This window comes from Deinococcus sp., assembly GCF_018260405.1.
Classification (GTDB): domain Bacteria; phylum Deinococcota; class Deinococci; order Deinococcales; family Deinococcaceae; genus Deinococcus.
On the sequence record NZ_JAGLBG010000033.1, the window covers coordinates 1 to 26264 of the forward strand.

The window sequence follows — 26264 nt, forward strand, 5'->3', positions numbered from 1 at the left end:
GGCAAACCCTGCGAGGTATTTACCCTGTATAGCGCCGCGCCCAACGGTACCCCGACCGTTTTCAGGAACGGAGTAAGCGCAATGCTGAAGTATCAGGCGCAGGCCAACATCAGGGCGCTGAAGCAGAATATGCAGGCCACCGAATTTGAGGAATACGCCCAGCAGGGCAAGCAGGAACAGTACATCTACAACGGGCTGGTGGGAGGCAAGACCGTTTCGTTAGTGTGCCTACTGAACTGAGAGTGATTTGAGCCCTCAGGATAGAGGCACGCTCCCGGAGAAGCTGTGAGTTTAAATGCTCTGAATGCTCTAGGCCAAAGCCCGCAGCACCTTCACAATGATCTGCGCTCCGGCGACCGCTTGGGCCAACGTCAGGTCGCCGTAGCCGAGCAGGAGGGCTTCGGGCAAATCCTGGCCGTATTCGCCGAGGGTCGAAACGTACACCTGCGCCTGCGCCAGCTCACGCTGCACCTTGCGGGCACGCAGACCGGGCGCGAGGTGCAGGCAGACGTGCAGCCCGGCCTCGATGCCGCGCAGGGTCGCCAGCGGTTCCAGCGGGGCCAGTTCACGGGTCAGCGCTTCACGAACCTGGGCATGCCAGCGGCGGGTGCGGCGAATATGGCGGTCAAGTTCGCCACGGTTGAGCAGAAATGAGAGCGCCTGCTGCACCGGCACCGGGTGCCCCGAGTCAAGCAGCGTGCGGGCGCGAACCAGCGCCGGAATCAGCGCGGGCGAGGTGATCAGAAACCCCGTTCTGACCGAGGGCGTCAGCACTTTACTAAGAGAAGCCAGATACAGCACCCGGCCCGCGCGGTCCAGGCTTGCCAGCGGGGGCAGCGGCGGGGCACCGTACCGAAATTCGCCGTCGTAGTCGTCCTCGATAATCAGGGCGTCGTTGGCTTCGGCCCAGTCCAGCAGGGCCAGGCGGCGCGGCAGGCTCATGCGTACCCCCAGCGGAAACTGGTGGCTGGGCGTGACATACACGGCGTGGGCCGGGGGCAAGTCCGGCGAGATGACCGGGCCGTCTTCATCCAGCGGCAGGGGCAGGGCGGTGTGCCCGCTATCTAAAAACACCTGCCGCGCCGCCCGGTAGCCGGGGTTTTCCAGCAAAATGATCGATCCCCTGGGCAGCAGGCGTTCTACCAGGTTCAGACCTTGCAGCGTGCCCGCCGTGACCAGCACGTCCTCGGGCCGCGCCAGCAGCCCCCGTGAGCGCCCCACGAAGGCTGCCAGTGCCCCGCGCAGCGCGTCCTCGCCCGCCACGGCGCTGTAATCCCCGCGAATACCCTGCCGCGCTGCGTAAGCCCAGGCCTGCCGCCACGCCTTTTCATCCAGGGTGGCACTGGTGGTCACCCCCGTTTTGAAATGAATCCCCGGCAATCGGCCCGTGTGGTCTATGGGCAGCGGTGGGGGCGGCACGAACCAGCCCGGCGCACTTCCAACCCTCTTTTGCACGGCCTGCACCGCGCCGCGCGGCACCCGCGTACCGCTGCCCACCGCCGCACTGAGGGTGCCTTCCGCGACCAGTTCGGCGTAGGCCTCAGCCACCACGCCCCGCGTGACGCCCAGGCTGGTGGCCAGCGGGCGCGACCCAGGCAAGCGCAGGTCGGCGGGCAGCGCCCCCGAAAGCACGCCCTGGCGCAGTTGTTCGGCCAGTTGGGTGTGCAGCGGCGCCCCACCCTGACGGTTCAGGTGCAGGTCTACGGGCAGCAGGTCGGTGGATGGACTGCTCTTTTTGGTCAAAAGTGGCACTTCTGTGCGGGCCATTGTAAGGCTAGGGTAGCAGGCATGACCCAGCCACCGCCCCCCTTGACCATCGGCATCCTGATTTTTGACGGCATAGAAGTGCTTGACTTGGGCGGCCCCTTCGAGGTGTTCAGCGTCGCCAGCCGCGTGGCCGGGCGCTGGGGCCAGGAAGCCCCTTTCCGCCCTGTCCTGGTCGGCCTGACCAGCGCACCTGCCGGAGCGCGGGGCGGTTTCCGGGTGCTGCCCGACGCCACCATGCAAGCGTGCCCGCCGCTGGACGTGCTGCTGGTGCCGGGCGGCGTGATAGATGACCTGCAACACAACGCCGCCGTGCTGGACTGGCTGCGGGCACAGGCCAGTAGCGCCGGGTTGGTGGCCTCGGTGTGTACCGGAGCCTTCGTGCTGGCGCAGGCGGGGCTGCTCTCGGGGCGCGTCACGACCCACTGGGAAGACCAGGCCGAACTGGCGCGGCAATTTCCAGAATTACAGGTGGTGCCTGGCGTGTCCTGGGTAGACGACGGCGGCCCAGTCACGTCCGGCGGCATTAGCGCAGGGATCGATATGTGCCTGCATCTGGTCGAGCGGCTGCACTCACGTGAACTGGCTGGGGCCACCGCGAAGCAGATGGAATACCGCTGGACGGGGGTGGGCGCATGACCGACTTCTACGACCCCCGGCAGCGCGACCCCAGCCTGAGCCGCCGCCCAAAAAACCGCCAGGGCGACGACTGGATCAGGGCGCTGCTGCTGCGCGTGCCCGTGGGCCGGGTGGCGACCGTGTGGCAGGGCGAGGACGGCGAGGCTTTTCCTTTTATCACGCCGCTGGCCTTCGCGTACCGCGCCAAGCAGCACGACATCGTGTACCACACCAACATCGTGGGAAGACTGCGGGCCAACACCGGGCAAGGCCACGCGCCTGACGGCGTGCGGGCCACCTTTGAAGCCTCCGAAATCGGGGCGCTGCTGCCCAGCAACTCGCCGCTGGAACTGTCGGTGCAGTACCGCTCGGTCATCGTGTTCGGCACGGCCCACCTCATCACCGACCCCGCCGAGCAGGAAGCGGCGCTGACCACCCTCTCGGAGCGGGTGTTTCCTGACCTAAAGATAGGCCAGCACACCCGGCCCATTTCCGCCGAAGACCTGAAGCGCACCAGCGTCTACACCCTGAACATTGCCCACTGGAGCGGCAAGGAAAACTGGGCAGCCCAGGCCATCCAGGAAGAGGAGTGGCCCGCCCTTGCGCCCGAACTGGCGCGGCTGCGGCCCACCTCGTGATCCTGAAGGTGCTGATGGTCACCTAGCAGCCCAGGGGGACGGTAGTTGCGATGACCCGCCGCTTTCGGCTCTGCTCTTGCGGCCCGGCGTACTGGACGCGCACCCCGCCAAAGTCTCGCGCGAAGGCAGAGGCGTTAGTGATGGCGCTGGCGGGCATCGCCCTGATGAATTCGCAGGCCCAAAGCACTCGGGTCTGAATTTGCCGTAAACATAAATTACTGTCTACATTCGTTAACCAGGGGGTTACGCCACGCCGCGCCGCCGCCTAGACTGGCAGCATGACTCAAAGCAAATGGCTGGAAATCGAAAACAAGTACGACAGCGGCGTCTACCACAAGCATGAAGTGGTGATGGTGCGCGGCCAGGGCGCAACCGTCTGGGACGATGCCGGGCGCTCGTACATCGATTGCGTGGTGGGCTACGGCGTCGCCACGCTGGGCCACAGCCACCCCGACGTGGTGAAGGCCGTGCAGGAACAGGCGGGCAAGCTGATGGTGATGCCCCAGAGCGTGCCCAACGACAAGCGGGCCGAATTTTTGCAGGAACTAGTGAGCGTGCTGCCCCAGGGCCTCGAAAAAGTCTTTCTGTGCAACTCGGGCACCGAGGCGATGGAAGCGGCCAAGAAATTTGCCATTACCGGCACGGGCCGCCAGAAATTCGTGTCGATGAAGCGGGGGTTCGCGGGCCGCAGTCTGGGTGCGCTGGCCTTTACCTGGGAACCCAAGTACCGTGAGCCGTTCGGTGACGCCGTGGATAACCGCAACGTAGATTTCGTCACTTACGGCGACATCGAGCAGCTCCGCGCCGTCGTGACCGACGAAACCGCCGCTGTGATTATCGAACCCGTGCAGGGTGAGGGCGGCGTACGGCCCGCCACCGCCGAGTTTTTGCAAGAAGCCCGCCGCATCACCAAGGAAAAGGGGGCGCTGCTGATCCTCGACGAAATCCAGACCGGCTTCTGCCGTACCGGAAAAATGTTTGCCTGCGAGCACAGCGGCGTCATTCCCGACGGCATGACCCTTGCCAAAGCGATGGCGGGCGGCGTACCGATTGGGGCCTTTGCCATGACCGCCGAGGTGGGCGCGAAGATGCCTGCGGGCGGGCACGGCACCACCTTTGGCGGCAACCCGCTGAGCATGGCCGCCGGAATCGCCGCCATCCGCGCCATGAAGCGTGAAGGGATGGCCGAGCAGGCCCGCGAAAAGGGCGAGTACTTCATGGAAAAACTGCGCGGCATTGGGTCGAACAAAATCCGTGAAGTGCGCGGCCTGGGCCTGATGATCGGTGTGGAACTCAAGGAAAAGAGTGCGCCTTACATCGAAGCCCTGGAACACACCGAAGGCGTCCTGGCGCTGCAAGCCACGCCGCTGGTCGTGCGCTTTTTGCCGCCCGCCACCATTACTAAAGAGCAGATCGATCAGGTGGTCGCCGCCTTCGGGCGCGTACTGAACAGCGTCAACCCGCGTGCAGAGCGTCAGGCTGAGCTGGCCGCCGCCAAGGAAGACACGCAGACGGAATAACCGGAAACCCGCTTAAGGCCCCGCCGTTAGTAAGAACGGCGGGGCTTTGTCGTGGCCCGGAAAGAGGATAAATGTTCAGCGGGTAGCGATCTTGACGCGTTTTTCCATCTGATCGGTGAACAGGGTCATCACGGTGGTCAGGGCCAGATAGACCACAGCGACTGTCGTAAGCACCGGAATCGGCTGGAAGCTCTCGCTGCTGACCCGCGACCCGGCGAGCGTCAGTTCGAGAAGGGCGATGCTGGACGCCAGCGAGGAATCCTTGAGCAGCGCCACGAGGTTATTAACCAGCGGCGGCACCACCACGCGCAGGGCCTGTGGCAGCACGACACTGAGCATAGTCTGCGCCCCGCTGAGGCCCAGGCTGCGGGCCGCTTCGGTCTGCCCACGCGGGATGGCCTGAATTCCGGCGCGGATGACCTCGGCGTTGTACGCCCCAACGTTGAGGGCCAGCGCGATCACCGCCGACCAGAATTCGTTGAGTTCAAGTTTGATCCCGGCGCTTTGTAGCAGCGGCGGCAGCGCGTTGTATACGAACAGAATCTGCACTAGCAGCGGCGTGCCCCGGATCAGCCAGATAAAAAAGCTGGCGGGCGCACGCACGAACAGGTTTTCACTGGTCTTCATGATCCCCGCGATCACCCCGACCACCAGCCCGATCAGCCCGGCGACCACCGTCAGCTGAACGGTCATCTGTGCGCCCTGCACGAACAGAGAGGCGCGGGGGCCGATAGGGTCGGGCATCTGGCGCAGAATAAAAGTAATCACGAAAAACAGGGCGACGAAGGCCAGCACAGCCCCGAGCAGCCACAGAATCAGACTCCCGAACCCCGGAACAGGGGATGACGTCCGTCCGGTCGGCACTTTGGTGGTCACTAAAAACAGCCTCCTGAATAAAGAACAAAGAGTGGTACTGGACGCCGGGCGCTCCAGAGGAGAAAAGGCTTATCTCGATTTGTCGCTACTTCAAAAAACCGGACAGGGGTTATGCGGCCTGCCCCCTCCGGACATTTTTAATCAGTCCAACTTTACTTGCAGCGAATATCCTGCCCGAAGTACTGGTTGCTCAGCTTGGCGTAGGTCCCGCTGGACTGAACCTTGGCGAGGTCGGCATTGACTTCCCTCAGCAGAGTGCTGTTGCCCTTCTTGACGGCCATACCGTTCTTTTCGCTGAACAGCAGATCGCCCTGCACCAGTTTGCCCTTTTGCGCCTTGACCGCGTCGAGGCCGGTAAAACGGTCACTAACCCAGGCATCAACCCGGCTTGCCATCAGTGCGCCCTGCGCCGCCGCGTCGTTGGGAAAGGTCTTGACGCTGCCCACGCCGGGCACCTTATTCACGTTTTGCAAGTAAGATGTACCGACCTGCACCGCCACGCTTTTGCCCTTGAGGTCGGCTGCCGACTTAGGGCCACCGGGCCGACTGACAATCGCGCCGCCCGTGCAGTAGTGGGGGGTACTGAAATCCACCGCTTTGGCCCGCTCAGGCGTAATGCCGTGGCTGGCAATCACCAGATCGTAGCGGTCTTGGCCCAGCCCGATCAGCAGGTTGTCGAACGGCTGCGTGACCCACTGCGCCTTGACCCCCATCTGCTTGGCAAGCGCATTGCCAAGGTCAACTTCAAAGCCCGTGAGCTTGTTGCCCTCAAGGTAGTTGAACGGCCTGAACGCACCCTCGGTGGCCATTTTAAGCGTGCCCGACTTCTTGATCTCGTCCCAGGTGCGGGCCTGTGCGCTGCTGGCCAGAAGGAGAAGGGCCGATACGGTCAGTACTGTTTTGTGCATATTTACTCCTGATGCTGGTGTTTAGGGCAGGAGCCACCACTGTGAAGCGGCCACCAGGCAATGGCACAGTTTAACGCCGGATCTGCTAATCAAGGGAAAACCCGCTTCCGAAAAAGCGGGTCAATTGAAAGGTTAATACGGACTGCGATGCGTTGCGCCGGAGCCGTGACGGCCTCAGACGGACTGAGCGGTGGCGGGCATGGCCGTCTGCTGGGCCTGGCCGGGGTACTCGTAGCCCAGACCAAGGGTGTCGGCCTGACCACGGGTGCCCGTCGGGGTGCCACGATCGATGGCCTGCTCGGTGCTGATGTCGAAGGCGTGCAGGCGGGTCTGGTTCACGACCAGATCGATGCTGTCGCCGGGGCTGACCAGCGCCTGGCCGTCAACCTTGACTGTTAGCGACTGCCCGGCCACTTCCACGATCAGGTCGGTCTGTGCGCCCAGCGGCTCGACGACCACAATGGTGCCGCGCATGTGATTGACCCCGTCAGGAATATCAGTCAGACCAGGCACGCCGATATGCTCGGGGCGAATTCCCATTAGCACCTCCTGACCCTCATAGGCCCTGAGGCTCTGGCCCAGCTTGCCCATCGGAGCAATGCGGTTTTCACCCAGGACGAACTCGCCGCCCTGCACCTTGGCGGTCATGAAATTCATGCTGGGGCTGCCGATAAACCCGGCCACGAACTTGGTCGCCGGGAAATCGTACAGGTTCATGGGGGTGTCGCACTGCATGATGATGCCGTCGCGGAGCACCACGATGCGGTTGCCCAGCGTCATCGCTTCGACCTGATCGTGGGTTACGTACACGATGGTGGCCCCAAGGCGGCGGTGCAACTGACTGATCTGCGAGCGCATCTCGACGCGCAGCTTGGCGTCGAGGTTAGACAGCGGCTCGTCCATCAGGAACACCTTGGGTTCGCGCACGATGGCGCGGCCCATCGCCACGCGCTGACGCTGACCGCCCGAGAGTTCCTTGGGCTTGCGCTGAAGCAGGTGCTCCATTTGCAGGATTTTGGCGGCGTCGCGCACACGGCGGTCGATTTCTTCTTTGGGCATCTTGCGCAGCTTCAGGCCGAATGCCATGTTGTCGTACACGTTCATATGCGGGTACAGCGCGTAGTTCTGGAAGACCATGGCGATGTCGCGGTCCTTGGGCGGCACGTCGTTTACCACGCGGCCACCGATTTTCACGATACCGTCGCTGATGTCTTCCAGGCCCGCGATCATGCGCAGGGTAGTGGACTTACCGCAGCCCGAAGGCCCAACGAACACCATGAATTCGCGGTCCGCAATGTGAAGGTTAAAGTCCTTGACGACGACGGCTTTGGGGCCGTAGCGCTTGTAAACGTGTTCCAGAATGACATCTGCCATGTTAGTTGCCTACCTTTTCCCCATCTCTTACCCGTGAACGGTGTTCGAACTGCGCGAACAAAATCGGGCAATCGGGGTGCGCGAGAAGACTCAATGCTTACACTGTGGCCATGCGGACGCTGCTGAAGTGTAACACTGCCAGGAACGCCATGGAAGCGCTTCGATGGCAGCGTGCTGGAGCGGCGCGGAAAAGTCGCCCTTATCCGGACTGCCGATTAGAGCAGTTCTCCGAATGATGGGCAAAAGAGCACCATCTTTTGGCCGATTGGAACGAATAAAGAAGAAAGGGAAGGACGTAGAATGAAGGGGGCGGCGGCGGTGTTCCGACGTGCCCATAATTCGGAGAACTGCTAACTCTGCAATGACCAGATTCAATCCAAGCGCAGGCGAGAAGGAAACTGCGGGTTTCGCGGTATGGCAGTCCCGCCGGGACGACCCCACCTGCACCAGAATTTAGCGGAAATCTGTATCAGCCGCCCCGCGCCTCGACTTCCGCCGATTTGCCGCTCCACTCGTCCATTTTGGCCATTAGCGCCGTTTCAAGGTCGTGGGCCTGCTGCCCCAGCGCGGCAAAATCGGCGTCAGGGCCAGCGCTTGCCAGGGCCGCCTGCGCGGTTTCCAGTTCGGCTTCCAGGCGGGCAATCTCGGCTTCGATGGCCTCGACCTCGCGCTTGAGGTGCCACAGGCCCTTGCCTTTGGGGGAAGGCGCGGCTTTGGCCGTGGGCTTGACCAGGGCAGCAGCCTCGGCGGCCAGCTCGGCCAGGGTGCGGTGCTTGGCCTTGTAGTCCTCCCAGCCGGGATACTCGTAAAACTGCCCGTCCTCGATCAGCCAGATGCGGTCGGCCAGCCCCTCGATAAAGGCGCGGTCGTGGCTGACCATCATCAGGGTACCGTCAAACTCGCTGAGGGCCTCTTCCAGAGCCTCGACCATCTCCATGTCAAGGTGGTTGGTCGGCTCGTCGAGAATAAGCAGGTTGTGGTCTTCTTGCGCCAGCTTAAGCAGGGCCAGCCGCGCCTTTTCGCCGCCTGACAGGATGCGGGCGGGCTTGTCGTGCTGCAAATACGGAAACATAAAGGTACCCAGCAGGTCGTGGGCATCGGCGTCCTTGTGCACGTACTCGCGGGCCACGTCATAGAGGGTCTGATCCGGCTGCACGCCGCGCAGGGCCTGATCATAGTAGCCCACCGTGACCCTGGCCCCGGTCAGCACCTTGCCACGCGGGTCGTCGCTGGGGTCGAGGCCCAGCAGGGCGCGGAGCAGCGTGGTCTTCCCTGCCCCGTTGCGCCCGATGATCGCCACACGCTCGCCCCGGCGCAGCTGCACATTCACGTCCTCGAACAGGGTTCGCACGCCACCGTCTTTGGTCGGCATCCGGCGGGTGATGTGGCGGGCGTCGAGCACCACGTCACCGCTGCCCGGCGCGTGAAACACGATGCGAGTGGTGCGCTCGGCGGCGAGCGGCGCGGCGGTGGCCCTGGCCTGCATTCGGCTGACGCGGTTTTGCATGGCGGCGGCGCGGCGGGCAAGTTTGCTCATGCCCAGGCCCCAGATTTTCATGCGGTCGGCGCTGGCCTGCAAACTGGCGATCTGTTTGCTCTCGACGGCGAAGCGGGCCGCCTGCTGCTCTTGCTCGACTTCCAGCAGTTCGCGGAACTTGGTGTAGTTACCGGGATAGACCTTCAGGGTGCCCCCGCGCATGTAGGCCGTTTCATTGGTCACGTGATCCAGAAAGGCGCGGTCGTGCGAAATGACCAGCACCGCGCCGGGATAGCGTCCCAGAAAGCCTTCAAGCCACTCGACCATCACGATGTCAAGGTGGTTGGTTGGCTCGTCGAGCAGCAGCACGTCGGGGTTTTCGACCAGCAGCGCGGCCAGCCCCAGCCGGGTGCGTTCGCCGCCCGACAGCCCCGTCACCGCGTCGCTTTCGCGGCCCCGGAACCCGAAGGCCAGCACCACCTGTTCCTTACGGCTGCGTCGCTCGAAGCCCCCCCGCCGCTGGTACTGCTCGAGAAGTTCCTCGTGGTGCAGCACACTGTCGGGGGTGCCGCTGCTCATGGCCTGGGCGGCGCGGCCCAGTTCGGCCTCCAATGCGTCGAGATCCTCGAAGGCGGCTTCGAGCACGCTGTCGATGGTCGCGCCTTCCGGAAAGACCGGATCCTGCCGCAGGTTGCGGACCCGCACGCCCGGCCCGCGTTTGACCACGCCACCGTCGGGCACAATCTCGCCGGTCAGCAGCTTCATCAGCGTGCTTTTGCCCGCGCCGTTGCGCCCCACCACGCCCACCCGGTCGCCCGGCTGAACGGCAAAAGTGACGTCTGTGAGCACCGAAACTGGCCCATAATCCTTGATCGCGTCCTGAACGGCAACTAGCACACCCGCCAGTATACGGAAACTTTAGAGACCGAAAAAATGTTCGGGGCTTGCACGCAGGCCCATCAGGCAGGCCCAGGTCAAGTGCTGCTCAGGCGCTATCCGCTACACTGCGAACAGTGAGCCGTATTTTTTCTTCTTCTCCTGCTTCCGCTTTCTTCTTCTCCTGCTTTCTGCTTGTGGGCGCGGCTCTGTTGCCACAGGCTTCAGAGGCCCAAAGTATCGTTTCATCGGGCACCCTGAAGGTGCAGCAGGCCGACGGACTCAGCGAAATGCAGGACGGCGGCGGAATCTGGCAGCCGGTGCAGGGCACCCCTCAGCTTCTTCAGGGCTTACGTACCGGAACCGGGCGCGTGACCCTGGGCGGCCCGGCTGGGCGGGTGGTGGTGGGCAGCGCCTCCAGATTGCGGGTCTACTCGGGCGAAACGGACTTTCAGGAGGGACGCTTTTATCTGGAAGGGGCCGTTCCCGCCTATACCAGTGGCTCACACCTGCAACTGTCTGCTACCGGGCGTGCCCGTGTGGACATCTCGCCGCTCTCGGCACGCCTCGGGGTCATGAGTGGCACGGTGCGCGTGGCGTCCGGAGCCAAAACGGTGCTGGTCGCCGCTGGACAGCAGTTCGATTTCAAAAAAGCGCAGGTCAGTCCTTTCAGTGAAACTGACCCCTGGTACGCGGCGCAGTTTACCGGTGCAGGCGACGCGACGGTGCAGGCCCTGCGCGGTCAGGTCGAGGTTCTGTCCCCGAATACGGGGCCACAGCCCGCGCAGATCGGTGACTCGCTGGGCGAGAACCAGAGCCTGAGAACCCGCGCCGGAGCCTGGGCCGAACTGGGATTTACGGGCGGTGGCTACCTGCGCCTGACTGAAGAGAGCGAACTGAGAGTGATGGCCGTCGAAAAGACCTCCCAGGGGCGCGAGGTGACCCTGCAACTGCTGCGCGGCCATGTCTGGAACGTGGTGCAAAAGGGGCAGGGCGGCTACCGCCTGAATACCCCGGTGGTCAGCACGGCGGTGCGCGGCACACGCTTTCGTGTAGACGCCACGGGTCTGGTCAAGGTCATAGAAGGCCAGGTGGAGCTGCCCAGCGACGACGGGGCCAACATCAGTAGCGGAGAGCAAAAGCAGCAGGGACAGCCCAAAGCCGCCTTACAACTCGACGATCTGGACCGCTTCAATAGCGCCCTCGATGCCCAGCGGGCACTACCGCAGCACCTACGGTTCAAAGGGCCACTGCGCCAGTCACAGACCCCGGTGCTGAGCGTGGAAGCGCGTCCGGACACGGTCATCTCGGTTCAGGCCGTGCCCCAGGGAACAGGGGCCGTCCGGGTTCAAATGGCGGCCACGGGCGACCCGGCCACCGGCAAATTTGAACTGCAATCGGCCCAACTTCCTGATGGCCCCTACACCCTGGAACTGACCGCCCTGCGCTTCGGCCAGCAGCAGCACTGGAGCTGGCCCATCGTTATAGACCGCACGCCGCCGCAGCTCGGTGGGGTCAAGGTCACCTTCAGGGGCCGGGTGATGCAGGTCAGCGGGGAAGCGAGCGACTCTGCCCCTGGCAACCGACCCATGCAACTGCTGATCAGCAACGGTGAGCTGCGAGCTGCGCGGCAGGTCAGAGGCCAGTTCCGTGTGATTCTGCCCGCGCCGCCGCACCCCGCTGCAAGCGACCTTACCCTGGCCGATAGCGCCGGAAACGTCACCCATGTCCATCTTCCCTGAAACCGCAGGCCGCACAGGGTCGCTTCAGCAGTACACCCTACCGCTGGCGGCCCTGCTGGGGCTGGCCCTGGCCGTGGGCATCCCGGACAACCCCCGACTGGACAACGCGCTGAACCGAGCCTTTCCGTCAGCGCTTGACCCGCGCATCGTGGTGGTCGGCATTGACGACGCCAGCCTGCGGGATTATGGCCGCCTGGAGCAGTGGCCGCGCGCCTTGTATGCCCAGGCGCTGCACAACCTGAACGAGGCCGGGGCCAGGGTGATCGGCCTGGACGTCTTGCTAAGCGACCCCGCCCCGGCTGACCACGCCCTGCGAACCGCCCTGAACCAGCCGAATCTGGTGCGCTCCCTGACCCCAGAAGACTATTTTGCCGGGCACCGCCCCACTTCGCCGGGCGGAGTCGGGGTGCTCAATGCCCCCAGGGCTCAGGGCGTCAGTGAGGTACAAACCGCCTACGCCGCTGGTAACTCGGGCACACTGCTGCCCAGCTTCGCGGCCCAGGTTGCCAGAGGAGCCGGGCAACCGCTGCGAGCCGACACCACCCCGCACCTAATCGGGTACGTTCCAGCGGAACAGATGCTGCAAAAAACGGTTTCTTTCCGCGACGTGGTCAATGGCAATATCCGCTTCGGCGATTTTCAGAACCGCGCCGTGCTGATTGGGGAAACGGCCAGCGGGCTGGGCAACATCCTGCTGCCGGACATAGATGGCCGCTCGGTGTCCGGCATACTGCTCCAGGCGCGGGCGGTCTCGGCGCTGCTCACGCCGCCTTTTCAGCGCTTTCCCCTGTGGCTGACGGCCTGCCTGTGCGTGCTGATCGGGGGGGCCGTGGTCACCATGCGCGGTTACTGGGGGTTTGTCATCGCCGCAGCTGTGCTGATGCTCTGCGTCGTGGGTTGGCATTTCCAGCTGGTGATTCCGGGCGTGACCCTCTCGCTGGCCGCCATCCTGAGCAGCGCCCTGGTGACCTTCGAGCAGTGGTGGCTGGCCCGCAGACTGAGCCTGCGCGACCCCCTGACCAGCGTCGGCAACCGCCTGGCGCTGAGCCGCACCCTCGAAAAACGCTGGCCCGCCCGCGAAAGCCAGCCTATTACCGTGCTGGTCGCCGACATCAACGAACTGCGGCGCGTCAATGAGCAGTACGGACGGCTGGAGGGCGAAAGGGCGCTGCGCGAACTGGCCCAGCGCCTGGAGCGGGCGGCCGGGCGCAAAGACGTCACCTACCGCTGGGGACCGGAAGAATTCGCGGTGGTCGTACCCACGGGCCAGACCCAGGACATCACGGCCCTGACCGAAACGTACCAGCAGGCTTGTGCCGACTTCCGGTACGCCGACATTTCCCTGCACGTCAACCTGGGAAGCGCCACCACCGCGCCCAGTATCCTGACTCCCGGCGACCTGCTAGAAGCGGCCAGCCGCCAGCGCTACCGCCTGAAATACGAGCGGGAGTGCGAGCAGCAGGGTAGTTAAGGACAACCAAGTTTGCGTAAAGACAAACCGAGCAGAGCGAGTATGGGAAAAGGTGCGGCCCAGTGTGAGTGTAGGGCCAGTGTGAGTGTAGGGATAGCCTGGTGGTTTGGTCATCCCTACACGGTCACTTGGTTGTACTTAGAGCATTTTGCATAAAGATGAGGCGCTTTTGATCATCTTCATGCTGAGTAGACAGGCAGAACTCATCCGGGTGCGGCTAGACCCCTTCATGGGCGCCGCTGTGCCCAAGACAGCGAGTGAAGAGAGAGCAGGACGAACCTGTCAAGCTGCGCAGCAGGGAATGGAGCGAACGACGCTATCTACGCCGACGTGCGCGCCATTTGAAGCACTGCTCTGAAAAGCTTTTCAGCTACGCCGGGAACCGCTGGCGCAGTTGCTGAACTCCGGCGCTCCAGGCCGTAGCGTCCCCGGGTTCATCCCACAGGTCGGGCAGTTCGCTGCCGGGGCCAAGCACCCGTTGCAGGGCATTGCGGGCCGACGTTCGCAAGGGTTCAACAGCCTGCGGGTCGGCCTGCTGCACCCACACGCGCAGCCCGGCGTCGGTGATGCGCGAGGTGTCGCCCGCCAGCACAGCGCTCAGGATCTCGGCGGCGGCGACCACCCGGCAGCCCTCCTCGGCCTCGATAAAGTCCATATCGGCGTCCAGCACCACGTCGAAAGCCTCGCCCAGTGCATAGTCGCCGTCTTGCATAACCTCCTCTACAAAGTCTTTAGCAGCGTCGTTGTCAAAGGGGCCAGTGTCCCAAATCTTCATGGTTCCAGCATAAGGATTACCCTTGCCCATGTCTCTATCTCGCCAGGATCACCAGTCACTTGCGGTGTGGGCCTGCGCCTGTGCCGGGCGCGGTGTGGGCCTGTTCGGGGACGCAGCAGCGAGCCTGAACACCTTCGGTCAACTTTCCTTTTGCTGCCCGTAGCGCCCCTCCACGTACTTTTCCAGCAATTCCTGAAACTCCTCGGCGATGCGCGGCCCCTTGAGCGTGGTCAGCAGTTGGCCGTCTTGATACACCGGGGCGCGGGGGTCTTCGCCGGTGCCGGGCAGACTAATGCCGATGTTGGCGTGCTTGCTCTCGCCGGGGCCGTTGACGACGCAGCCCATCACCGCGACCTGCATGTCCTCCACGCCAGGATAGTTGGCTTTCCAGTCGGGCATGGTATCGCGGATATAGTCCTGAATCTTCTGCGCCAGCTCCTGAAAAAACTGAGACGTGGTGCGCCCGCAGCCGGGGCAGCTGGTCACCTGCGGCAAAAACTGGCGCAGGCCCAGGCTTTGCAGAATCTGCTGGGCCACCTCTACTTCCAGCTTGCGCGAGGCCCCTGGCTCGGGCGTCAGGCTTACGCGGATGGTGTCGCCGATACCCTCGGTAAGCAGCGGCGCGAGGGCCACACTGCTTGCCACGATGCCCTTCATGCCCATGCCCGCCTCGGTCAGGCCCAGGTGCAGCGGGTAATCGCACAGGGGCGCCAGCTGGCGGTAGACCTGCCACAGCTCGGGCGCACTGCTGACCTTCACGGAAATCAGGATTTTGTCGTGGGCCAGCCCCAATTCCTCGGCAAAGCGGGCCGATTCCAGCGCCGATACGATCATGGCGTCAATGGTCACGTCGGTGGGCGATTTGGGATGACCCGCCGCCGCGTTCTCGTCCATCAGGCGGGCCAGCACCTGCTGATCCAGACTGCCCCAGTTCACGCCGATGCGCACGGGTTTACCGAACTCTTTGGCAACCTCGATCATGGTGGCAAAATTCTCGTCGTGATGCTGCCCGGCCCCGACGTTACCGGGGTTAATGCGGTACTTGGCCAGCAGCCGCGCCGCCTCCGGAAACTCGCGCAGCAGCAGGTGCCCGTTGTAATGAAAGTCACCAATGATAGGAACATTTAGCCCGACCTCGGCCAGCCGCGCCACGATTTCGGGGAGAGCGACGGCGGCTTCGCGGGTATTGACCGTCACGCGCACCAGTTCGGACCCAGCGCGGGCCAGCTGCGCGACCTGAATGGCGGTGGCCTCGGCGTTGGCGGTGTCGGTATTGGTCATGCTCTGCACTACGATGGGGTGCGCCGACCCGACGGGCACGCCCCCCACGTTGACGGTGACGGTTTGGCGGCGGGTGGTCATGCCCAAAGTTTACGCGCCGCCGCCCCAAACATGGCAGGCCAGCTCTCAATATCCGGCCCTCAGCGGCGGGGGCGGCGAGACCCGCATACGGCCCCCTACAGCTACGCCACAGGGCGAGCAGGAGCGCAGAGGACTGCCCCGGTGCTAGTGGCAGCGTCGCCCCAAGCGGAGTTGCCTACCGCGTAGCCACGCTACAGTCACCACATGGTGAATTTCAGTGAAGTGGTGGCCTTCTCACGCAACGCACAACTGCGGCAAGAAGAGCGCGAACGTAACGATCAGGCCTTTGTCGAGGATGTCATGACGGCGGTGCGTGAACAGGTCGAGGAAGGCGGCGGCGGCCTAAGCGCCACGGGCGCATGGACACGCGTGGGAGAGAACACCATGAACACCTACCAGCTGACCTTTCCAGACGGCTGCAACGTGCAGGAAGTGCAGCTGACCGTAGCCGGGCACGTCGAGCCGAAGAAAAACGTGTTCATGGTCAGCCCGACCAACCGCAACGCCGAACCTAAACCCGTCAAGGACCGCGCCGAAGCCGCCTCACTGGTGTTCGACTATCTGCTGAACGTCGTTAAGGAAATCCGCCAGCTGCACGAACGCTGAGACTATTCAGTACCACTCATGGTGGCCTGAGACAAGGCACATAACGCCCCCCTTTGCTCTCACGGCCCCTTCTCTGAGAAAGCCAAGGCTCAAAGCGGCGCGGTGAACCTGGCCTGATCCTGAATGTGCCCGTCTAGCAGGTGCAACGTGCGGTCGGCGTAAGCCGCCAGGTGGTCGTCGTGCGTGACCAGCAGCACCCCGGCGCCCTGTTCACGGGCCAGGGCAACCAGCAGCGACGCCACTGTCTCGGCGTTGACGCGGTCTAAGCTGCCAGTCGGTTCATCGGCCAGCACCACAGCAGGCGCACAGGCCAGGGCGCGGGCCACCGCTACCCGCTGCCGCTCGCCGCCACTCAGCACGCCGGGCAGATCGCCAGCACGCCCAGCCAGACCGACCCGTTCCAGCAGGGCCAGCGCCCATCCCTGGTCGGCCTGGCCGCTGAGCATGCCCGGCACCCGCACGTTTTGCATGACGCTCAGGTCTTCAAGCAGGTAATGGTGCTGAAACACCAGCCCCAGCCGCCCAGCCCGGCGCGTGGCCCGGGCCTGGGTGTCGAGGGTATCGGCCCGCACGCCGTCCCACCAGATTTCGCCGTGCTGGGGCAGGTCGAGGCCGCCGAGCAGATGCAGCAGCGTACTTTTTCCGCTGCCCGACGGCCCCGTAACCGCCACGACTTCGCCGCGCCGCACCGCCAGACTAACCCCGTGTAGCACCTCGGTTCCGGCAAAGCCGTGCCGGATATCGCAGGCTTCCAGCGCGGGCGGAACATCAGCAGGTAGGGGCGGGGCAACAGACACGGGGCGCATCCTAGAGCATTTGTGCCGCAGACAGATTCTCGGGGGCGTTCTGTGCTGCGCCATGCTCTAGAATTTGCGAATGGCAACCCTGGAAATCGACTGCCCCGTCTGCGGCGAGGTGCTGGAACTAACCGAGCAAGACCGCGACGGGCTGCAAGTCGGGGACGTAATCGTGTGCGACTCGTGCAGCGCGGAAATGGAAGTCACCCGCAACGGCGAAGGCGAAGAATTCGAGCTGGAACTGCTGGGGATCTTGACCATCTGCCCCAACTGCGACGAGGAGTTTGAAGTCACCGAAGACATGCTGGCCGCCGCGCCCGTCATTGAAAGCAGCGACGGCGTGACGGTCAGCCTGGTCGATTGCCCGCACTGTCAGGCCAGGATCGAACTCGAACTGGCCGACGACTGAGCGCGGCGCTACTTCAACAGCGCTAGTCCAATAGGGCCACTTCAATAGGGTCAGTCCAGCGCGTCCAGCCGGGTCCAGCCCAGACGCAGGCTGAGCCACACGCCCAGCACCGTTACCAGCAGCAGGCCCAGCAGTCCCAGCACACCTTCGGGGGTGCTCAGGGCGCTGTAGCCAGGAAACAGTTCGGGACGCAGCACGCTGGCCGTGGCCGGTTTAGCCAGCAGCAGCAGGCTCAGCACCGAGTACAGCAGGCTCAGGCCCATGAAGGCCAGGCCGCCCGGACTGACGCCGATTTCGCTGGGGTTGTCGGCGTCGAATCTGGGCGCGGCGGCTCCCAGGCCCACACCCAGCGCAGGAATCACGAAGGCGCTACTCAGGCTGACCAGAATGCTAAGCAGCACCAGCGTCGGCCCCAGCGCCATGCTGTGGGCGCTGACCACGCCCAGCACCATGCCCAGCACCAGCGTGACCGGCAGCACGCTCAGGTATTTGCTCAGCACGATCTGACGCGGGCTAATCGGGCCAGTTCGCAGCAGCCAGTAGGCCCTGGCCTCGGTGCTGACGGCGGGAAAAGCCAGCCGCGTGGCGACCCCCGACACGATAAAGCCCTGAAAAGCCAGCTGGATGTACCCCAAGATGCCCCGGAACTGCGGCACCGGGATAGGTACCGCCCGCACACTGACCAGATATACGCCCGCCAGCGCCACGACAATAAGCAACTGACTCCACTGGGTCGGGTCGCGCAGGGTCAGGCGCAAGTCCTTGTAGGCGAGGCTGCCCGCTGGCCCCAGGTCGGCAAACCAGAGCTCGGTAGCAGAGGCGCGGCGTGGCGTGGGGTCCAGCCTGGGCGTGCTGCTGTCTAGCGCCCGTGCCCAGCCTTCTTGATAGGCGCGGGTCGCCAGCCAGGTCGCGCCGCCCAGGAGGAGAGCCGTTAGCAGCAGCAGCGGCAACAGCGAAGGCGCCAGTTGCCCGTGCGCCGCCCGCCAGATGCCCTGCGAGGCCCACGACGGCGGCAACAACGGGCTGCTTGGACTGGCAAAGTTGCGCAGCAGTTCCTCGAACTTGGCCGGGTCGTTCATCTTCTGGATCAGCACCTCGGGCCGCACTGCCCGGATCACGTACACCAGCGCGGCGCTGATGAGCACGCCCAGCGCGGTACTCACCTCGCGCACGCGGCCCACCGGAGCCACCCGCATCAGCCCCACGGCCAGCAGCGCTCCCAGGCCCACCGGCGCGGCAAAGGTCAGCAGCGCGGCCCCCACGATCACCAGATAAGCCCACCAGGGCGCAGCGAAATAGACCGCCACGGTCAGCAGCAGCGGCAGCATAAGGAAGGTGGGCACCAGCGCCGTGTTCAGGAACGTCTCGAAAACCTTGAGGCCAAACACCTGCCGCGTGGGCAGCGGCTGGGTCAGTAAAAAGTTGAGGTCTTCACTGAGGTAAAGGGTCTGAATAGCCGCCGTCGTGGCGCTGAAGGTCACGCCGCTTGACAGGGTAATCAGACCGATTTCCAGCACCCGCCCGAAGACGTTCGTACCGATGTCGCCAAAACTGCCCAGAAAGTGCAGCGCCTTCCAGGTGCCGTAGATTTCGCCCCACACCAGCAGCAGGGCCAGCCCCCCGACCAGCAAATAGCCCCACTTAGGCGCACGCCTGAAGGAATGCCCCAGCGAAAGCCACTTCAGGCGCAGCAGACTGGGCCGCTGGCCGGTCTGGTTTCTGGGCCGCTGGCCGGGCAGGTCGCTGGCCGGGGTGGGGTGTGGCCCGCTGCTCAACCCTGCCCCGCGTTCTGCTCACGCCGGGCGGCTTCCTCGGCCTGTTCTTCCTCGATCAGCCGGAAGAAGATGCGCTCTAGGCTGTCGCCGTGAACCCCACCCTCGGCTGTGCCGGTCTGGGCACGCAGTTCGTCCATGCTGCCCTGCCCCAGCACCCGGCCCCGGTCAAGCACCACCAGGCGGTCACAGACGGCCTCGGCCAGCGGCAGGCTGTGGGTGGTCAGCAGCACTGTCCGGCCCTTGTCGGCGTAGCCCCGGAACAGTTCGCGTACCTGCCGCGCCGCGTGCGGGTCAAGGCCCACCATCGGTTCATCGACGATCAGCACCGGCGAGTCGGGCAGCAGCGCCGAGATGATGACGACCTTCTGGCGCATCCCATGTGAAAAAGTCTCGATCAGTTCATTGCCGAAGTCAGTCAGGCGAAAAAACTCTAGCCAGCGGTCAATTTCGGCCTCGGCATTCGGCACCCGGTACAACTGAGCGACAAAGCGCAGCAGCTCCCGGGCGGTCAGTTTGCCGTACAGGTAAGGGCGGTCGGGAATATACCCGAAGGTTGCCTTGGCCTGCATGGGCTGCTGCCAGACGTCGAACCCCTGTACCCGCACCGTACCAGCCGTGGGGCGGGTCAGGCCCACCAGGGCGCGGATGGTGGTGGTTTTGCCCGCGCCGTTGCTGCCCAGCAGCCCGAAGATCTGGCCGGGCGTGACCGTGAAACTGAGGTCGCCAACCGCCTCGTGGGTGCCGTAGCGCTTGGTGTAGTGCAAAACCTCGATCATCGGGCCACAGCCTAGCCGCAGGCCTGTCTCGGGGATATGACAGGCCCCCGTTGCTGCCCCCCCGGAAATGACGATCCGTGTCCGGGCCATCCGTGCTGGGGCCAACCGCCGACCATAAAAAAGGTTAGAGCGTGCCTTAGATAACCCACCTGACAAGCCAGGTCAGAATTGCAGCGCATAGGTGGTGCCGTCGCTTCCCACGCAGTTGCCCACGCCGCGCTCGAAAGCGTCTACCGTCAGCTGACAGGTCAGGGTTTTGGGGGCGGGGCCTGCGGTGCGGGCGATCAGGTTGCCGCTGTAGATCGGCGTGGCACGGTTAAAGGTGTCGTAGCGGCCACCCCAGCCCAACCCAGGGTGTCTCCAGCTGCCGAAGCCCAGGCCCACGCCCCAGGTCACCGGAGTCTCGACGACGCCCGAGCCGATCAGCACCGTGCGGCCCGTGTAGACCTGCTCGCCGATCTGCAAGGTGACATTGTCGGCGGCGTAGGCCCCGTTCAGGCGCGGTTGCAGCGTGCCACGCACGAAAGCGGCGACGCCCTCTTGCCCTGTTTTGCTGTTGACAATACGCCCCTGTACCGGGCCAGTGACACTGGGGGCACAGGAAGCGAGCAGGGCCGAGGCGCCGAGCAAGGTACCGAGCAGCAAAAGGGGGCGTTTCATAGTGCAGTTACTGTAAACCTGCCGACTGGGTTCCGGATGAACTGCTGGGCGAGGAACTCACAACCTCGTGAATTTCCAGCACATTGGGGCCACTGAACACCTCGTGGGGCAGGCTGCCGCTGCGGGCGTGGCCCTGCTTGAATTCGTCGGAACGAATCCAGTTGTTCAGCGCGTCCTGGCCTTCCCAGAAGGTCAGCACTACGAACGGCTCGCCTTCCTTGGTGGGCCGCAGCACGTGGTTGGCGATGAAGCCGGGCATATGGTCGACCAGGGCGGGCCGCTCAATAAAGCGCTGGGCAAACTGTTCCTGGAACTCAGGCTTGACATAGATGCGGTTGGCGACGGTAATCATGTGGGTTCTCCCTGTTGGGCAAAGTGATGAACAAAGGCTTCTTGTTCGGCGGTTTCCACCGCGCCAGGGCGAGTCTGGCGCACCAGGGCAATCGCGGCGCCTGGCTCCAGACCAGCCTGAACCAGCAGGCAAGCCGCCGTCAATCCCGCCCGGCCCAGTCCGCCCCGGCAGTGGATGACCACGCTTTGGCCGCCCAGCAGCGCGTTCATGAGTTCGTCGATGAAGGCACAGAACTGGGCCGGGTCGCCCGGCGCGTGCCCATCCGGAATCGGGCATGGAACGACCGCGATGCCCTGTCGCCCGGCTTCCTCGGGGTAGCCCACCATACCCAGCAGCTCGTATTCGTGTTTCTCGATCAGCGGGGCAATCACCTGCACGCCCTCGCGGGCCAGGGTCACGAAGTCCCCGGCCATGTCGCGGTCGTGCACGACGCCGCGTTGCAGCATACTCGCGCCCTTCTTGCCCGGCGCAAAGGTCAGACCCAGGCGTCCGGGCCACAGCGCGGTGCCCACCCAGTCCACGCGAATGGGCGAACTCACCGCTCCTCCGCCAGCCAGCGGGCCGCGTCGATGGCGTGGTAAGTGATGATCGCGTCGGCCCCAGCCCGCACCATGCCGCCCAGGGTTTCAAGGACCGTGCGGCGTTCGTCTATGTATCCGGCGATGGCAGCGGCCTTGACCAGCGCATACTCGCCACTGACGTTATACGTGATCAGCGGCAGATCAAAGTGCTCACGCAGCAGCTTGACAACGTCCAGGTAAGCCAGCGCGGGCTTGACCATCAGGAAGTCAGCGCCCTCGGCCACGTCTATCCGGGCCTCACGCAGCGCCTCCCGGTAGCCGCCCGCAGGGTCCATCTGGTAGCTGGCGCGGTCTCCCTTGCTGGGGGCGCTGCCCGCCGCGTCGCGGAAGGGGCCGTAGTAGGCACTGGCGTACTTCACGGCGTAGCTCATAACCGGAACGTGCGTGAAGGCGGCAGCGTCCAGCGCGGCGCGAATCGCTGCGATTTGGCCATCCATCATGGCGCTCGGAGCCACGATATCGGCCCCGGCCTGCGCCTGGGACACCGCCGTTTTGGCCAGCAGTTCCAGGGTGGGGTCGTTATCCACCGTCCACTGTCCGGCGACCTCGCACAGGTGGCCGCAGTGCCCGTGACTGGTGTACTCGCACAGGCAGGTGTCGGTAATAACGGTCAGGTTCGGCAACGCGGCTTTGATGGCGCGAGTGGCCTGCTGCACGATGCCGTCTTCGGCATAAGCGCCAGTGCCGACCTCGTCTTTGTGTTCAGGAATCCCGAACAAGATGACCGACAAAATCCCCAGGCTCCAGGCTTCGCGCGCCGCCGCCACCGCGCTGGCAACGGTATGGCGCGACACGCCGGGCATCGAGTGAATAGGCTGGTCTTCAGCGCCCTCATGCACAAAAATGGGGTGGATAAACTGCTGCGGGTGCAGGCGCACTTCGCGGGTCATGGCCCGTAGCGGGGCCGTGCGGCGCAGGCGGCGCGGGCGAACAGTGGGTAAAACAGTCATGGCCCCAGGCTAGCAGGGGCCACTGTAAGAAACTGTCAAACGGTGCGGGGTGAACGCCGTCCCCAGCCCGAGCGCAGCCAGATTTCAGCGCTCCCAGGGCCAGGGGCCAGGGGCCGCCGCCACGCCCACCGTGCGCGGCCCGGTATGCACGTTCAGCACTGGATTGACCCCCGCTTCACCGCTCCAGAGCAACGGGTGCTGCGCTTCCAGCAGTGTGCGGGCCAGGTCGGTGTCTTCCTTGACACTGCCGTAGAGCAGCCCCGCCCGCAGCGGCGCGTTCTGGCCGAATTGACGGTCGACCTGCTTAAGCACGGCCTCGATGCCGCCGCTGTAACTGCGCGCCCGCCCCACGTTGATGTACGTGCCGCTCGACTTGTCTACTGTAATGACCGGTTTAAGGTTCAGCAGCCCGCCCAGCGTGGCGGCCACCCGCCCGATACGGCCACCCCGGCGCAGGTATTCCAGCGTTTCGATGGTGAAGTACAGTTCAGTTTCGCCGGAGATGGTCTTCATCCAGTTCAGGGCGGTCTGGAGCGTCTCGCCGTTCTCGCTGGCGGTCTGGGCGGCGTGCACCTGAAACGCCTGCGCCCCGCTGAGGGTCATCGAGTTGTGAATGGTCACCCTGAGGTCGGGGGCCATCGAAGCGGCCTGCTCGGCGGCGTTTCGGCTGCCGCTGAGGCCCGAGCTGATAGTCACGGCCAGGACATTCTTGCTGCCCGAGACGGCCTCGGCCCTGCGGAAGGCTTCGAGCCACTCCTGCGGGCTGGGCTGACTGCTGGTTGGGTGCGTGGGATTGGTCTCCAGCTCCCGGTACAGCTCTTCACGGGTCAAATCCTGCGTGCGGTAGGTCTTGTTTCCGAAATTCAGAGAGAAAGGGGCGACCGGAACGTCGTTTCTGAGGGTAGGGTAAGCGTCTAATCCGCCGTCGGTGGCGACTCCAAACTGGTAGGTCATTTCAGTTCCACTCCATTCATCTGTTCGATCAGTTTGAGGGCCGCAGTGTGATCCTGCTTGGCCCCGATCAGGTGGGCCGCCCCACGCACCAGTCCGGCAGTCTGCGCCAGCAGCGGGGCGCTGCCCCCTACGGCCTGCACCATATCCAGCGCAATTCCGGCGTCCTTGGCGAGCAGCCCCAGCGCGAAGGTCGGCGGAAACTGCCGCGTCAGCACGCGCTGCGCGATCAGGTTTTCACTGGCATTGCTGCGTCCACTGCTGGCATTGATGACCTCCAGGGCCGCGCCCAGCTCGACGCCGCTACGGGCCAGCACCGCCAGACTCTCGCCGGTGGCCCAGAGCGTCGCGGCCAGCAGCGCGTTATTCATGGCCTTGACCGCGAAGCCCGCGCCCGTGTCGCCGACCCGCACCGCCTTGCCCGCAAAGGCCAGCCGGGGAAGCACCGCCGCCACGTCCGCTTCGGGGCCGCCCAGCATGACGGTCAGGCGGCCCTCCCCGGCTCCGGCGACCCCTCCGCTAACCGGCGCATCGATAAAGCGCACGCCCAGCGCGGCAAGTTCAGTGGCCTGACGCGGCGCGGCGGCGGGGTGACCGCTGGTGCAGTCGATCCACCAGGCCCCGCTTTTCAGATGGGCGCGTAGCCGAGCAATCAGTTCATCAACCTCGGCACTGGTGGGCAGGCAGCTGAAGATAAAATCGGCCTGCGCGACTTCTTCCAGCGACGCCGCCTGGGTGCCGTACTGAGCAGCGTGCGCCTGCGCCTTCGAGAAAGTGCGGTTCCAGACCAACGTGCGGTCACCGGGAACCGCCGCCCTTGCCAGGTGCGCCGCCATCGGGAAACCCATCGCCCCTAAACCGAGAAATGCAGTGGTGATCATGCTGAGGCCCAGGCTAGTTCACGGCGGCCCCCGGAGTGGGCGAACTGAACCCAGTTCAATAATTTCAGTAGCTCCGGTCGGCGCTGACTTTGCCCTCGGGTTCACGCCCCTGAATCAGGTCAAGCAGAAAATCCCGCGTCAGGCGGGCGCCGCGCTGCACCAGATCGGTGGTGGTGCTGGCGATATGCGGTGTGATGATGACGTTTTCGTATGACCACAGCGGATCGCTGGCCGGGAGCGGTTCAGGGCTGGTCACGTCTAGCACTGCGCCGCCGACCCGCCCAGATTCCAGAGCCGCGATCAGGTCCGCCTTGACAATCAGGTCGCCGCGTCCTTGATTGCTAAGCCACACGCCCTTTTTTAGCCCGCCGAGCAGTTCGGCGTTGACGATACCGCGCGTCTGGTCGGTGCTGGGAAGCAGCAAAATGACCCAGTCCGCCTCGGCCAGGCGGTGCTGGGCCAGATCGGGCTCGGTCTTCGAGCGCAGGCCGTAGATCACCGGGCCAAAAGGGACCAGCAACTGCTCGACGAGCCTGCCGATGTGTCCGTAGCCCCAGATGACTACTTTTTGCCCACGTAGGGAACGCAGACCCGACTCGGACGGCAGGCGAGGCGAAGCCCACTCATGGTGAGCCTGCGCGTCGCGGAAGCGGTAAAAGCCGCGCCCGACACCTAGCATTCCGGCAACCACATGTTCAGCCACCGCCTGATCGTGCAGCTGGTTGGCATTGAACAGCGTGACGCCCGGCGGCAAGTGGCCCTGCACGTGGTCGATTCCGGCAGTCAGGGTCAGCAGCCACTTCAGCCCCGACACAGCCAACAACCGCTCACGGGTTTCGGCGTTCGCCAGCCACAGCACCACGCCCTGCGCCTCGCCCACCGGAACCTGCCCACGCGAATAAAAATCCAGTTCTGCGCCGGGCACCTGCCCCTCTCCGGGCTGACTGAGGGCGCGAAATTCGGGCAGATCGGGCACAAGGACTCTCATACACTCAGTATGCCGCGTGGCAAAGGGGGCAGGACACTATTGATACCGAGCTAAAGCACTTTGCGAAAAGATGGTGGTCTTTTTACCATCTTTTCGCAAAGTGGAACGAGTGAACAAGAAAGAGCAGAACGTAGAATGAAGGGGGCGGCGGTGTTTTTCCGACGTCCCCATAATTCGGAGAACTGCTCTAAGTTGATCTCGCCTCAAGGTCAAGCCCGAGAACTTTGGCGGGTGACTGACGGTAGGGAATTTTCGGCCAGACCTTGCTTAAGTACGCCTGGAGTTCCTCCATTGTCCCAGGACGGAAATTGGCAAGTTGATGACGCTCGACATAGACCCAGACGCGTTCAACCGGATTCAGTTCAGGACTATAAGGTGGGAGGTAGGTGATACCGAGCCGTTCCTGATTGGCCATAAAATCCGTGACCATTTTCGCTCTATAAATTTTTTCGTTGTCTACGACAACGGTAACTACTCAGCACGATGAACACGGCGAAAACCAGCCTCTAGGTAGGTTTCTGTCGAAATCCGGGCTAAGAATATGTCCAAAACATCGCACCGCCAGTACACCGACTATAAACTTGCTGCGATTTACTATCTGATTGCCCAATTTACATGCTGAGTAGTTGCCCCGCAGTAATGTATACGTCGTTCAGAAATACCTGCTGTCCATGCTGACTGACCTGCTCTCTGACCTTGCCCAGGGCTTTGCCCTGAGCGTCGTACACCAATACTTGGTCTTTGCCACGAATGGCCCATTTCCATCCGTATGCCGAGACGAGAGGCATGAGTTTCTGATCCGTGAAGCCGCGATCTGCCCTGAAATACACCTCCTCCACTTCAGGCGGATGGCTCAGAAAGCTGTTGACACTGGCCAGCACGGGGTGAATGTCTTTCATACTTACCATGGAACTCGGGTGTTCCAGTAGTTGACAAGCCAGGGGTAAAGCCCGTCCACGATACGTCAGGGACACACAAATCAGGCACCAACGTTGAAAAAGACGCGTCGTGTCCAGTGCCAGGGTGATGCTCGCATCACCCCAGCTTGAGAACGCCTGTCTCAATACGGCTTGATAGATCATGCAGTAGTCCGGAACCTTTTTGACCAAAAAGCAAGTGGGGTCGGTTACGTTGGTG

25 protein-coding genes and 2 pseudogenes are annotated in these 26264 nt (G+C 63.8%); 8 read left to right on the forward strand and 19 right to left on the reverse strand.

Going from position 1 to position 26264, the window contains the following annotated elements; translation table 11 throughout:
- A partial coding sequence (locus tag QZ269_RS06030; RefSeq protein WP_291425368.1) for a hypothetical protein occupies window positions 1-240 on the forward strand: 240 nt, incomplete at its 5' end.
- A gap of 69 nt (window positions 241-309) precedes the next feature.
- Here QZ269_RS06030 and QZ269_RS06035 read toward each other — a convergent pair.
- Entirely contained in the window at window positions 310-1767 is a 1458-nt protein-coding gene (locus QZ269_RS06035; protein ID WP_291425370.1) for a PLP-dependent aminotransferase family protein, read from the reverse strand.
- A gap of 21 nt (window positions 1768-1788) precedes the next feature.
- Between QZ269_RS06035 and QZ269_RS06040 the strand changes: the two genes are divergently transcribed.
- The 3 genes from QZ269_RS06040 to QZ269_RS06050 all read left to right on the forward strand — a co-directional run bounded on the left by QZ269_RS06040 (window position 1789) and on the right by QZ269_RS06050 (window position 4540).
- Window positions 1789-2403: a DJ-1/PfpI family protein gene (locus QZ269_RS06040; protein ID WP_291425372.1), complete on the forward strand. Its 615-nt coding sequence runs from the start codon at window positions 1789-1791 to the stop codon at window positions 2401-2403.
- Entirely contained in the window at window positions 2400-3020 is a 621-nt protein-coding gene (locus tag QZ269_RS06045; protein WP_291425374.1) for a pyridoxamine 5'-phosphate oxidase family protein, read from the forward strand. The genes QZ269_RS06040 and QZ269_RS06045 overlap by 4 nt, the downstream gene beginning before the upstream one ends.
- Before the next feature lie 278 nt (window positions 3021-3298).
- Window positions 3299-4540, forward strand: coding sequence for an aspartate aminotransferase family protein (locus QZ269_RS06050; protein ID WP_291425376.1), 1242 nt, complete (start codon window positions 3299-3301; stop codon window positions 4538-4540).
- 75 nt (window positions 4541-4615) lie between these two features.
- Here QZ269_RS06050 and QZ269_RS06055 read toward each other — a convergent pair whose 3' ends face one another.
- The 4 genes from QZ269_RS06055 to QZ269_RS06070 form a co-directional block, all read right to left on the reverse strand.
- Window positions 4616-5416, reverse strand: a complete 801-nt coding sequence (locus tag QZ269_RS06055) for an amino acid ABC transporter permease (protein WP_291425378.1) — start codon at window positions 5414-5416, stop codon at window positions 4616-4618.
- Window positions 5417-5568: 152 nt separating this feature from the next.
- Window positions 5569-6324: an ABC transporter substrate-binding protein gene (locus QZ269_RS06060; RefSeq protein WP_291425380.1), complete on the reverse strand. Its 756-nt coding sequence runs from the start codon at window positions 6322-6324 to the stop codon at window positions 5569-5571.
- A gap of 174 nt (window positions 6325-6498) precedes the next feature.
- On the reverse strand, window positions 6499-7698 hold the full coding sequence (locus QZ269_RS06065) for an ABC transporter ATP-binding protein (protein ID WP_291425382.1): 1200 nt from the start codon (window positions 7696-7698) through the stop codon (window positions 6499-6501).
- A 469-nt stretch (window positions 7699-8167) separates the two neighbouring features.
- Complete coding sequence (locus QZ269_RS06070) at window positions 8168-10072, reverse strand: ABC-F family ATP-binding cassette domain-containing protein (RefSeq protein ID WP_291425385.1); 1905 nt, start codon at window positions 10070-10072, stop codon at window positions 8168-8170.
- A gap of 116 nt (window positions 10073-10188) precedes the next feature.
- Here QZ269_RS06070 and QZ269_RS06075 point away from each other — a divergent pair, with 116 nt between their 5' ends.
- Window positions 10189-11793: a FecR family protein gene (locus tag QZ269_RS06075; protein ID WP_291425386.1), complete on the forward strand. Its 1605-nt coding sequence runs from the start codon at window positions 10189-10191 to the stop codon at window positions 11791-11793.
- The gene (locus tag QZ269_RS06080) at window positions 11777-13264 is read left to right on the forward strand and encodes a CHASE2 domain-containing protein (protein ID WP_291425389.1); all 1488 of its coding nucleotides are present in this window, start codon (window positions 11777-11779) and stop codon (window positions 13262-13264) included. The genes QZ269_RS06075 and QZ269_RS06080 overlap by 17 nt, the downstream gene beginning before the upstream one ends.
- Before the next feature lie 370 nt (window positions 13265-13634).
- Here the strand turns inward: QZ269_RS06080 and QZ269_RS06085 are convergent, their stop codons facing one another.
- Window positions 13635-14039, reverse strand: coding sequence for a DUF4259 domain-containing protein (locus tag QZ269_RS06085; protein WP_291425391.1), 405 nt, complete (start codon window positions 14037-14039; stop codon window positions 13635-13637).
- A 138-nt stretch (window positions 14040-14177) separates the two neighbouring features.
- Complete coding sequence (gene ispG, locus QZ269_RS06090; protein ID WP_291425393.1) at window positions 14178-15401, reverse strand: flavodoxin-dependent (E)-4-hydroxy-3-methylbut-2-enyl-diphosphate synthase; 1224 nt, start codon at window positions 15399-15401, stop codon at window positions 14178-14180.
- Between the two features lie 204 nt (window positions 15402-15605).
- Here ispG and QZ269_RS06095 point away from each other — a divergent pair, with 204 nt between their 5' ends.
- On the forward strand, window positions 15606-16007 hold the full coding sequence (locus QZ269_RS06095; protein WP_291425395.1) for a hypothetical protein: 402 nt from the start codon (window positions 15606-15608) through the stop codon (window positions 16005-16007).
- Window positions 16008-16096: 89 nt separating this feature from the next.
- Here QZ269_RS06095 and QZ269_RS06100 read toward each other — a convergent pair whose 3' ends face one another.
- Window positions 16097-16813: an ABC transporter ATP-binding protein gene (locus QZ269_RS06100; RefSeq protein ID WP_291425398.1), complete on the reverse strand. Its 717-nt coding sequence runs from the start codon at window positions 16811-16813 to the stop codon at window positions 16097-16099.
- 70 nt (window positions 16814-16883) lie between these two features.
- On the opposite strand from QZ269_RS06100, the gene QZ269_RS06105 reads away from it, so the two are divergent.
- The gene (locus tag QZ269_RS06105; RefSeq protein WP_291425400.1) at window positions 16884-17213 is read left to right on the forward strand and encodes a hypothetical protein; all 330 of its coding nucleotides are present in this window, start codon (window positions 16884-16886) and stop codon (window positions 17211-17213) included.
- 50 nt (window positions 17214-17263) lie between these two features.
- On the opposite strand, the gene QZ269_RS06110 is transcribed toward QZ269_RS06105, so the two are convergent.
- The 11 genes and pseudogenes from QZ269_RS06110 to QZ269_RS06160 all read right to left on the reverse strand — a co-directional run.
- Window positions 17264-18988 (reverse strand): hypothetical protein, encoded by a 1725-nt coding sequence (locus tag QZ269_RS06110; RefSeq protein WP_291425402.1) that lies wholly within the window; start codon window positions 18986-18988, stop codon window positions 17264-17266.
- The gene (locus tag QZ269_RS06115) at window positions 18985-19764 is read right to left on the reverse strand and encodes an ABC transporter ATP-binding protein (RefSeq protein WP_291425404.1); all 780 of its coding nucleotides are present in this window, start codon (window positions 19762-19764) and stop codon (window positions 18985-18987) included. The genes QZ269_RS06110 and QZ269_RS06115 overlap by 4 nt, the downstream gene beginning before the upstream one ends.
- Before the next feature lie 162 nt (window positions 19765-19926).
- Window positions 19927-20424, reverse strand: a complete 498-nt coding sequence (locus QZ269_RS06120) for a hypothetical protein (protein WP_291425405.1) — start codon at window positions 20422-20424, stop codon at window positions 19927-19929.
- Between the two features lie 7 nt (window positions 20425-20431).
- Window positions 20432-20776, reverse strand: coding sequence for an antibiotic biosynthesis monooxygenase (locus QZ269_RS06125; protein WP_291425407.1), 345 nt, complete (start codon window positions 20774-20776; stop codon window positions 20432-20434).
- Window positions 20773-21315, reverse strand: a complete 543-nt coding sequence (locus QZ269_RS06130; protein ID WP_291425409.1) for a cyclin-dependent kinase inhibitor 3 family protein — start codon at window positions 21313-21315, stop codon at window positions 20773-20775. The genes QZ269_RS06125 and QZ269_RS06130 overlap by 4 nt, the downstream gene beginning before the upstream one ends.
- The gene (hemB, locus tag QZ269_RS06135) at window positions 21312-22307 is read right to left on the reverse strand and encodes a porphobilinogen synthase (protein ID WP_291425412.1); all 996 of its coding nucleotides are present in this window, start codon (window positions 22305-22307) and stop codon (window positions 21312-21314) included. Before hemB ends, QZ269_RS06130 begins: the two co-directional genes overlap by 4 nt.
- Before the next feature lie 84 nt (window positions 22308-22391).
- Complete coding sequence (locus tag QZ269_RS06140) at window positions 22392-23261, reverse strand: DegV family protein (RefSeq protein ID WP_291425414.1); 870 nt, start codon at window positions 23259-23261, stop codon at window positions 22392-22394.
- Window positions 23258-24139 (reverse strand): NAD(P)-dependent oxidoreductase, encoded by an 882-nt coding sequence (locus tag QZ269_RS06145; RefSeq protein WP_291425416.1) that lies wholly within the window; start codon window positions 24137-24139, stop codon window positions 23258-23260. Before QZ269_RS06145 ends, QZ269_RS06140 begins: the two co-directional genes overlap by 4 nt.
- Window positions 24140-24203: 64 nt before the next feature.
- Window positions 24204-25127 (reverse strand): NAD(P)-dependent oxidoreductase, encoded by a 924-nt coding sequence (locus tag QZ269_RS06150; RefSeq protein WP_291425417.1) that lies wholly within the window; start codon window positions 25125-25127, stop codon window positions 24204-24206.
- Window positions 25128-25314: 187 nt separating this feature from the next.
- Window positions 25315-25584, reverse strand: a pseudogene (locus QZ269_RS06155) (transposase); the annotation flags it as partial.
- A gap of 154 nt (window positions 25585-25738) precedes the next feature.
- Window positions 25739-26264: pseudogene (locus tag QZ269_RS06160) on the reverse strand (hypothetical protein); the annotation flags it as partial.

What these genes read in the sequence shown, in the direction of transcription:
- QZ269_RS06060 (WP_291425380.1), bottom strand. Translation starts at nt 6,324, where the DNA reads ATGCACAAAACAGTACTGACCGTATCGGCCCTTCTCCTTCTGGCCAGC.
- QZ269_RS06150 (WP_291425417.1), bottom strand. Translation starts at nt 25,127, where the DNA reads ATGAGAGTCCTTGTGCCCGATCTGCCCGAATTTCGCGCCCTCAGTCAG.
- QZ269_RS06100 (WP_291425398.1), bottom strand. Translation starts at nt 16,813, where the DNA reads ATGCGCCCCGTGTCTGTTGCCCCGCCCCTACCTGCTGATGTTCCGCCC.
- QZ269_RS06050 (WP_291425376.1), top strand. Translation starts at nt 3,299, where the DNA reads ATGACTCAAAGCAAATGGCTGGAAATCGAAAACAAGTACGACAGCGGC.
- QZ269_RS06035 (WP_291425370.1), bottom strand. Translation starts at nt 1,767, where the DNA reads ATGGCCCGCACAGAAGTGCCACTTTTGACCAAAAAGAGCAGTCCATCC.
- ispG (WP_291425393.1), bottom strand. Translation starts at nt 15,401, where the DNA reads ATGACCACCCGCCGCCAAACCGTCACCGTCAACGTGGGGGGCGTGCCC.
- hemB (WP_291425412.1), bottom strand. Translation starts at nt 22,307, where the DNA reads ATGACTGTTTTACCCACTGTTCGCCCGCGCCGCCTGCGCCGCACGGCC.
- QZ269_RS06125 (WP_291425407.1), bottom strand. Translation starts at nt 20,776, where the DNA reads ATGATTACCGTCGCCAACCGCATCTATGTCAAGCCTGAGTTCCAGGAA.
- QZ269_RS06065 (WP_291425382.1), bottom strand. Translation starts at nt 7,698, where the DNA reads ATGGCAGATGTCATTCTGGAACACGTTTACAAGCGCTACGGCCCCAAA.
- QZ269_RS06145 (WP_291425416.1), bottom strand. Translation starts at nt 24,139, where the DNA reads ATGATCACCACTGCATTTCTCGGTTTAGGGGCGATGGGTTTCCCGATG.
- QZ269_RS06115 (WP_291425404.1), bottom strand. Translation starts at nt 19,764, where the DNA reads ATGATCGAGGTTTTGCACTACACCAAGCGCTACGGCACCCACGAGGCG.
- QZ269_RS06120 (WP_291425405.1), bottom strand. Translation starts at nt 20,424, where the DNA reads ATGAAACGCCCCCTTTTGCTGCTCGGTACCTTGCTCGGCGCCTCGGCC.
- QZ269_RS06095 (WP_291425395.1), top strand. Translation starts at nt 15,606, where the DNA reads ATGGTGAATTTCAGTGAAGTGGTGGCCTTCTCACGCAACGCACAACTG.
- QZ269_RS06105 (WP_291425400.1), top strand. Translation starts at nt 16,884, where the DNA reads ATGGCAACCCTGGAAATCGACTGCCCCGTCTGCGGCGAGGTGCTGGAA.
- QZ269_RS06085 (WP_291425391.1), bottom strand. Translation starts at nt 14,039, where the DNA reads ATGAAGATTTGGGACACTGGCCCCTTTGACAACGACGCTGCTAAAGAC.
- QZ269_RS06080 (WP_291425389.1), top strand. Translation starts at nt 11,777, where the DNA reads ATGTCCATCTTCCCTGAAACCGCAGGCCGCACAGGGTCGCTTCAGCAG.
- QZ269_RS06040 (WP_291425372.1), top strand. Translation starts at nt 1,789, where the DNA reads ATGACCCAGCCACCGCCCCCCTTGACCATCGGCATCCTGATTTTTGAC.
- QZ269_RS06045 (WP_291425374.1), top strand. Translation starts at nt 2,400, where the DNA reads ATGACCGACTTCTACGACCCCCGGCAGCGCGACCCCAGCCTGAGCCGC.
- QZ269_RS06140 (WP_291425414.1), bottom strand. Translation starts at nt 23,261, where the DNA reads ATGACCTACCAGTTTGGAGTCGCCACCGACGGCGGATTAGACGCTTAC.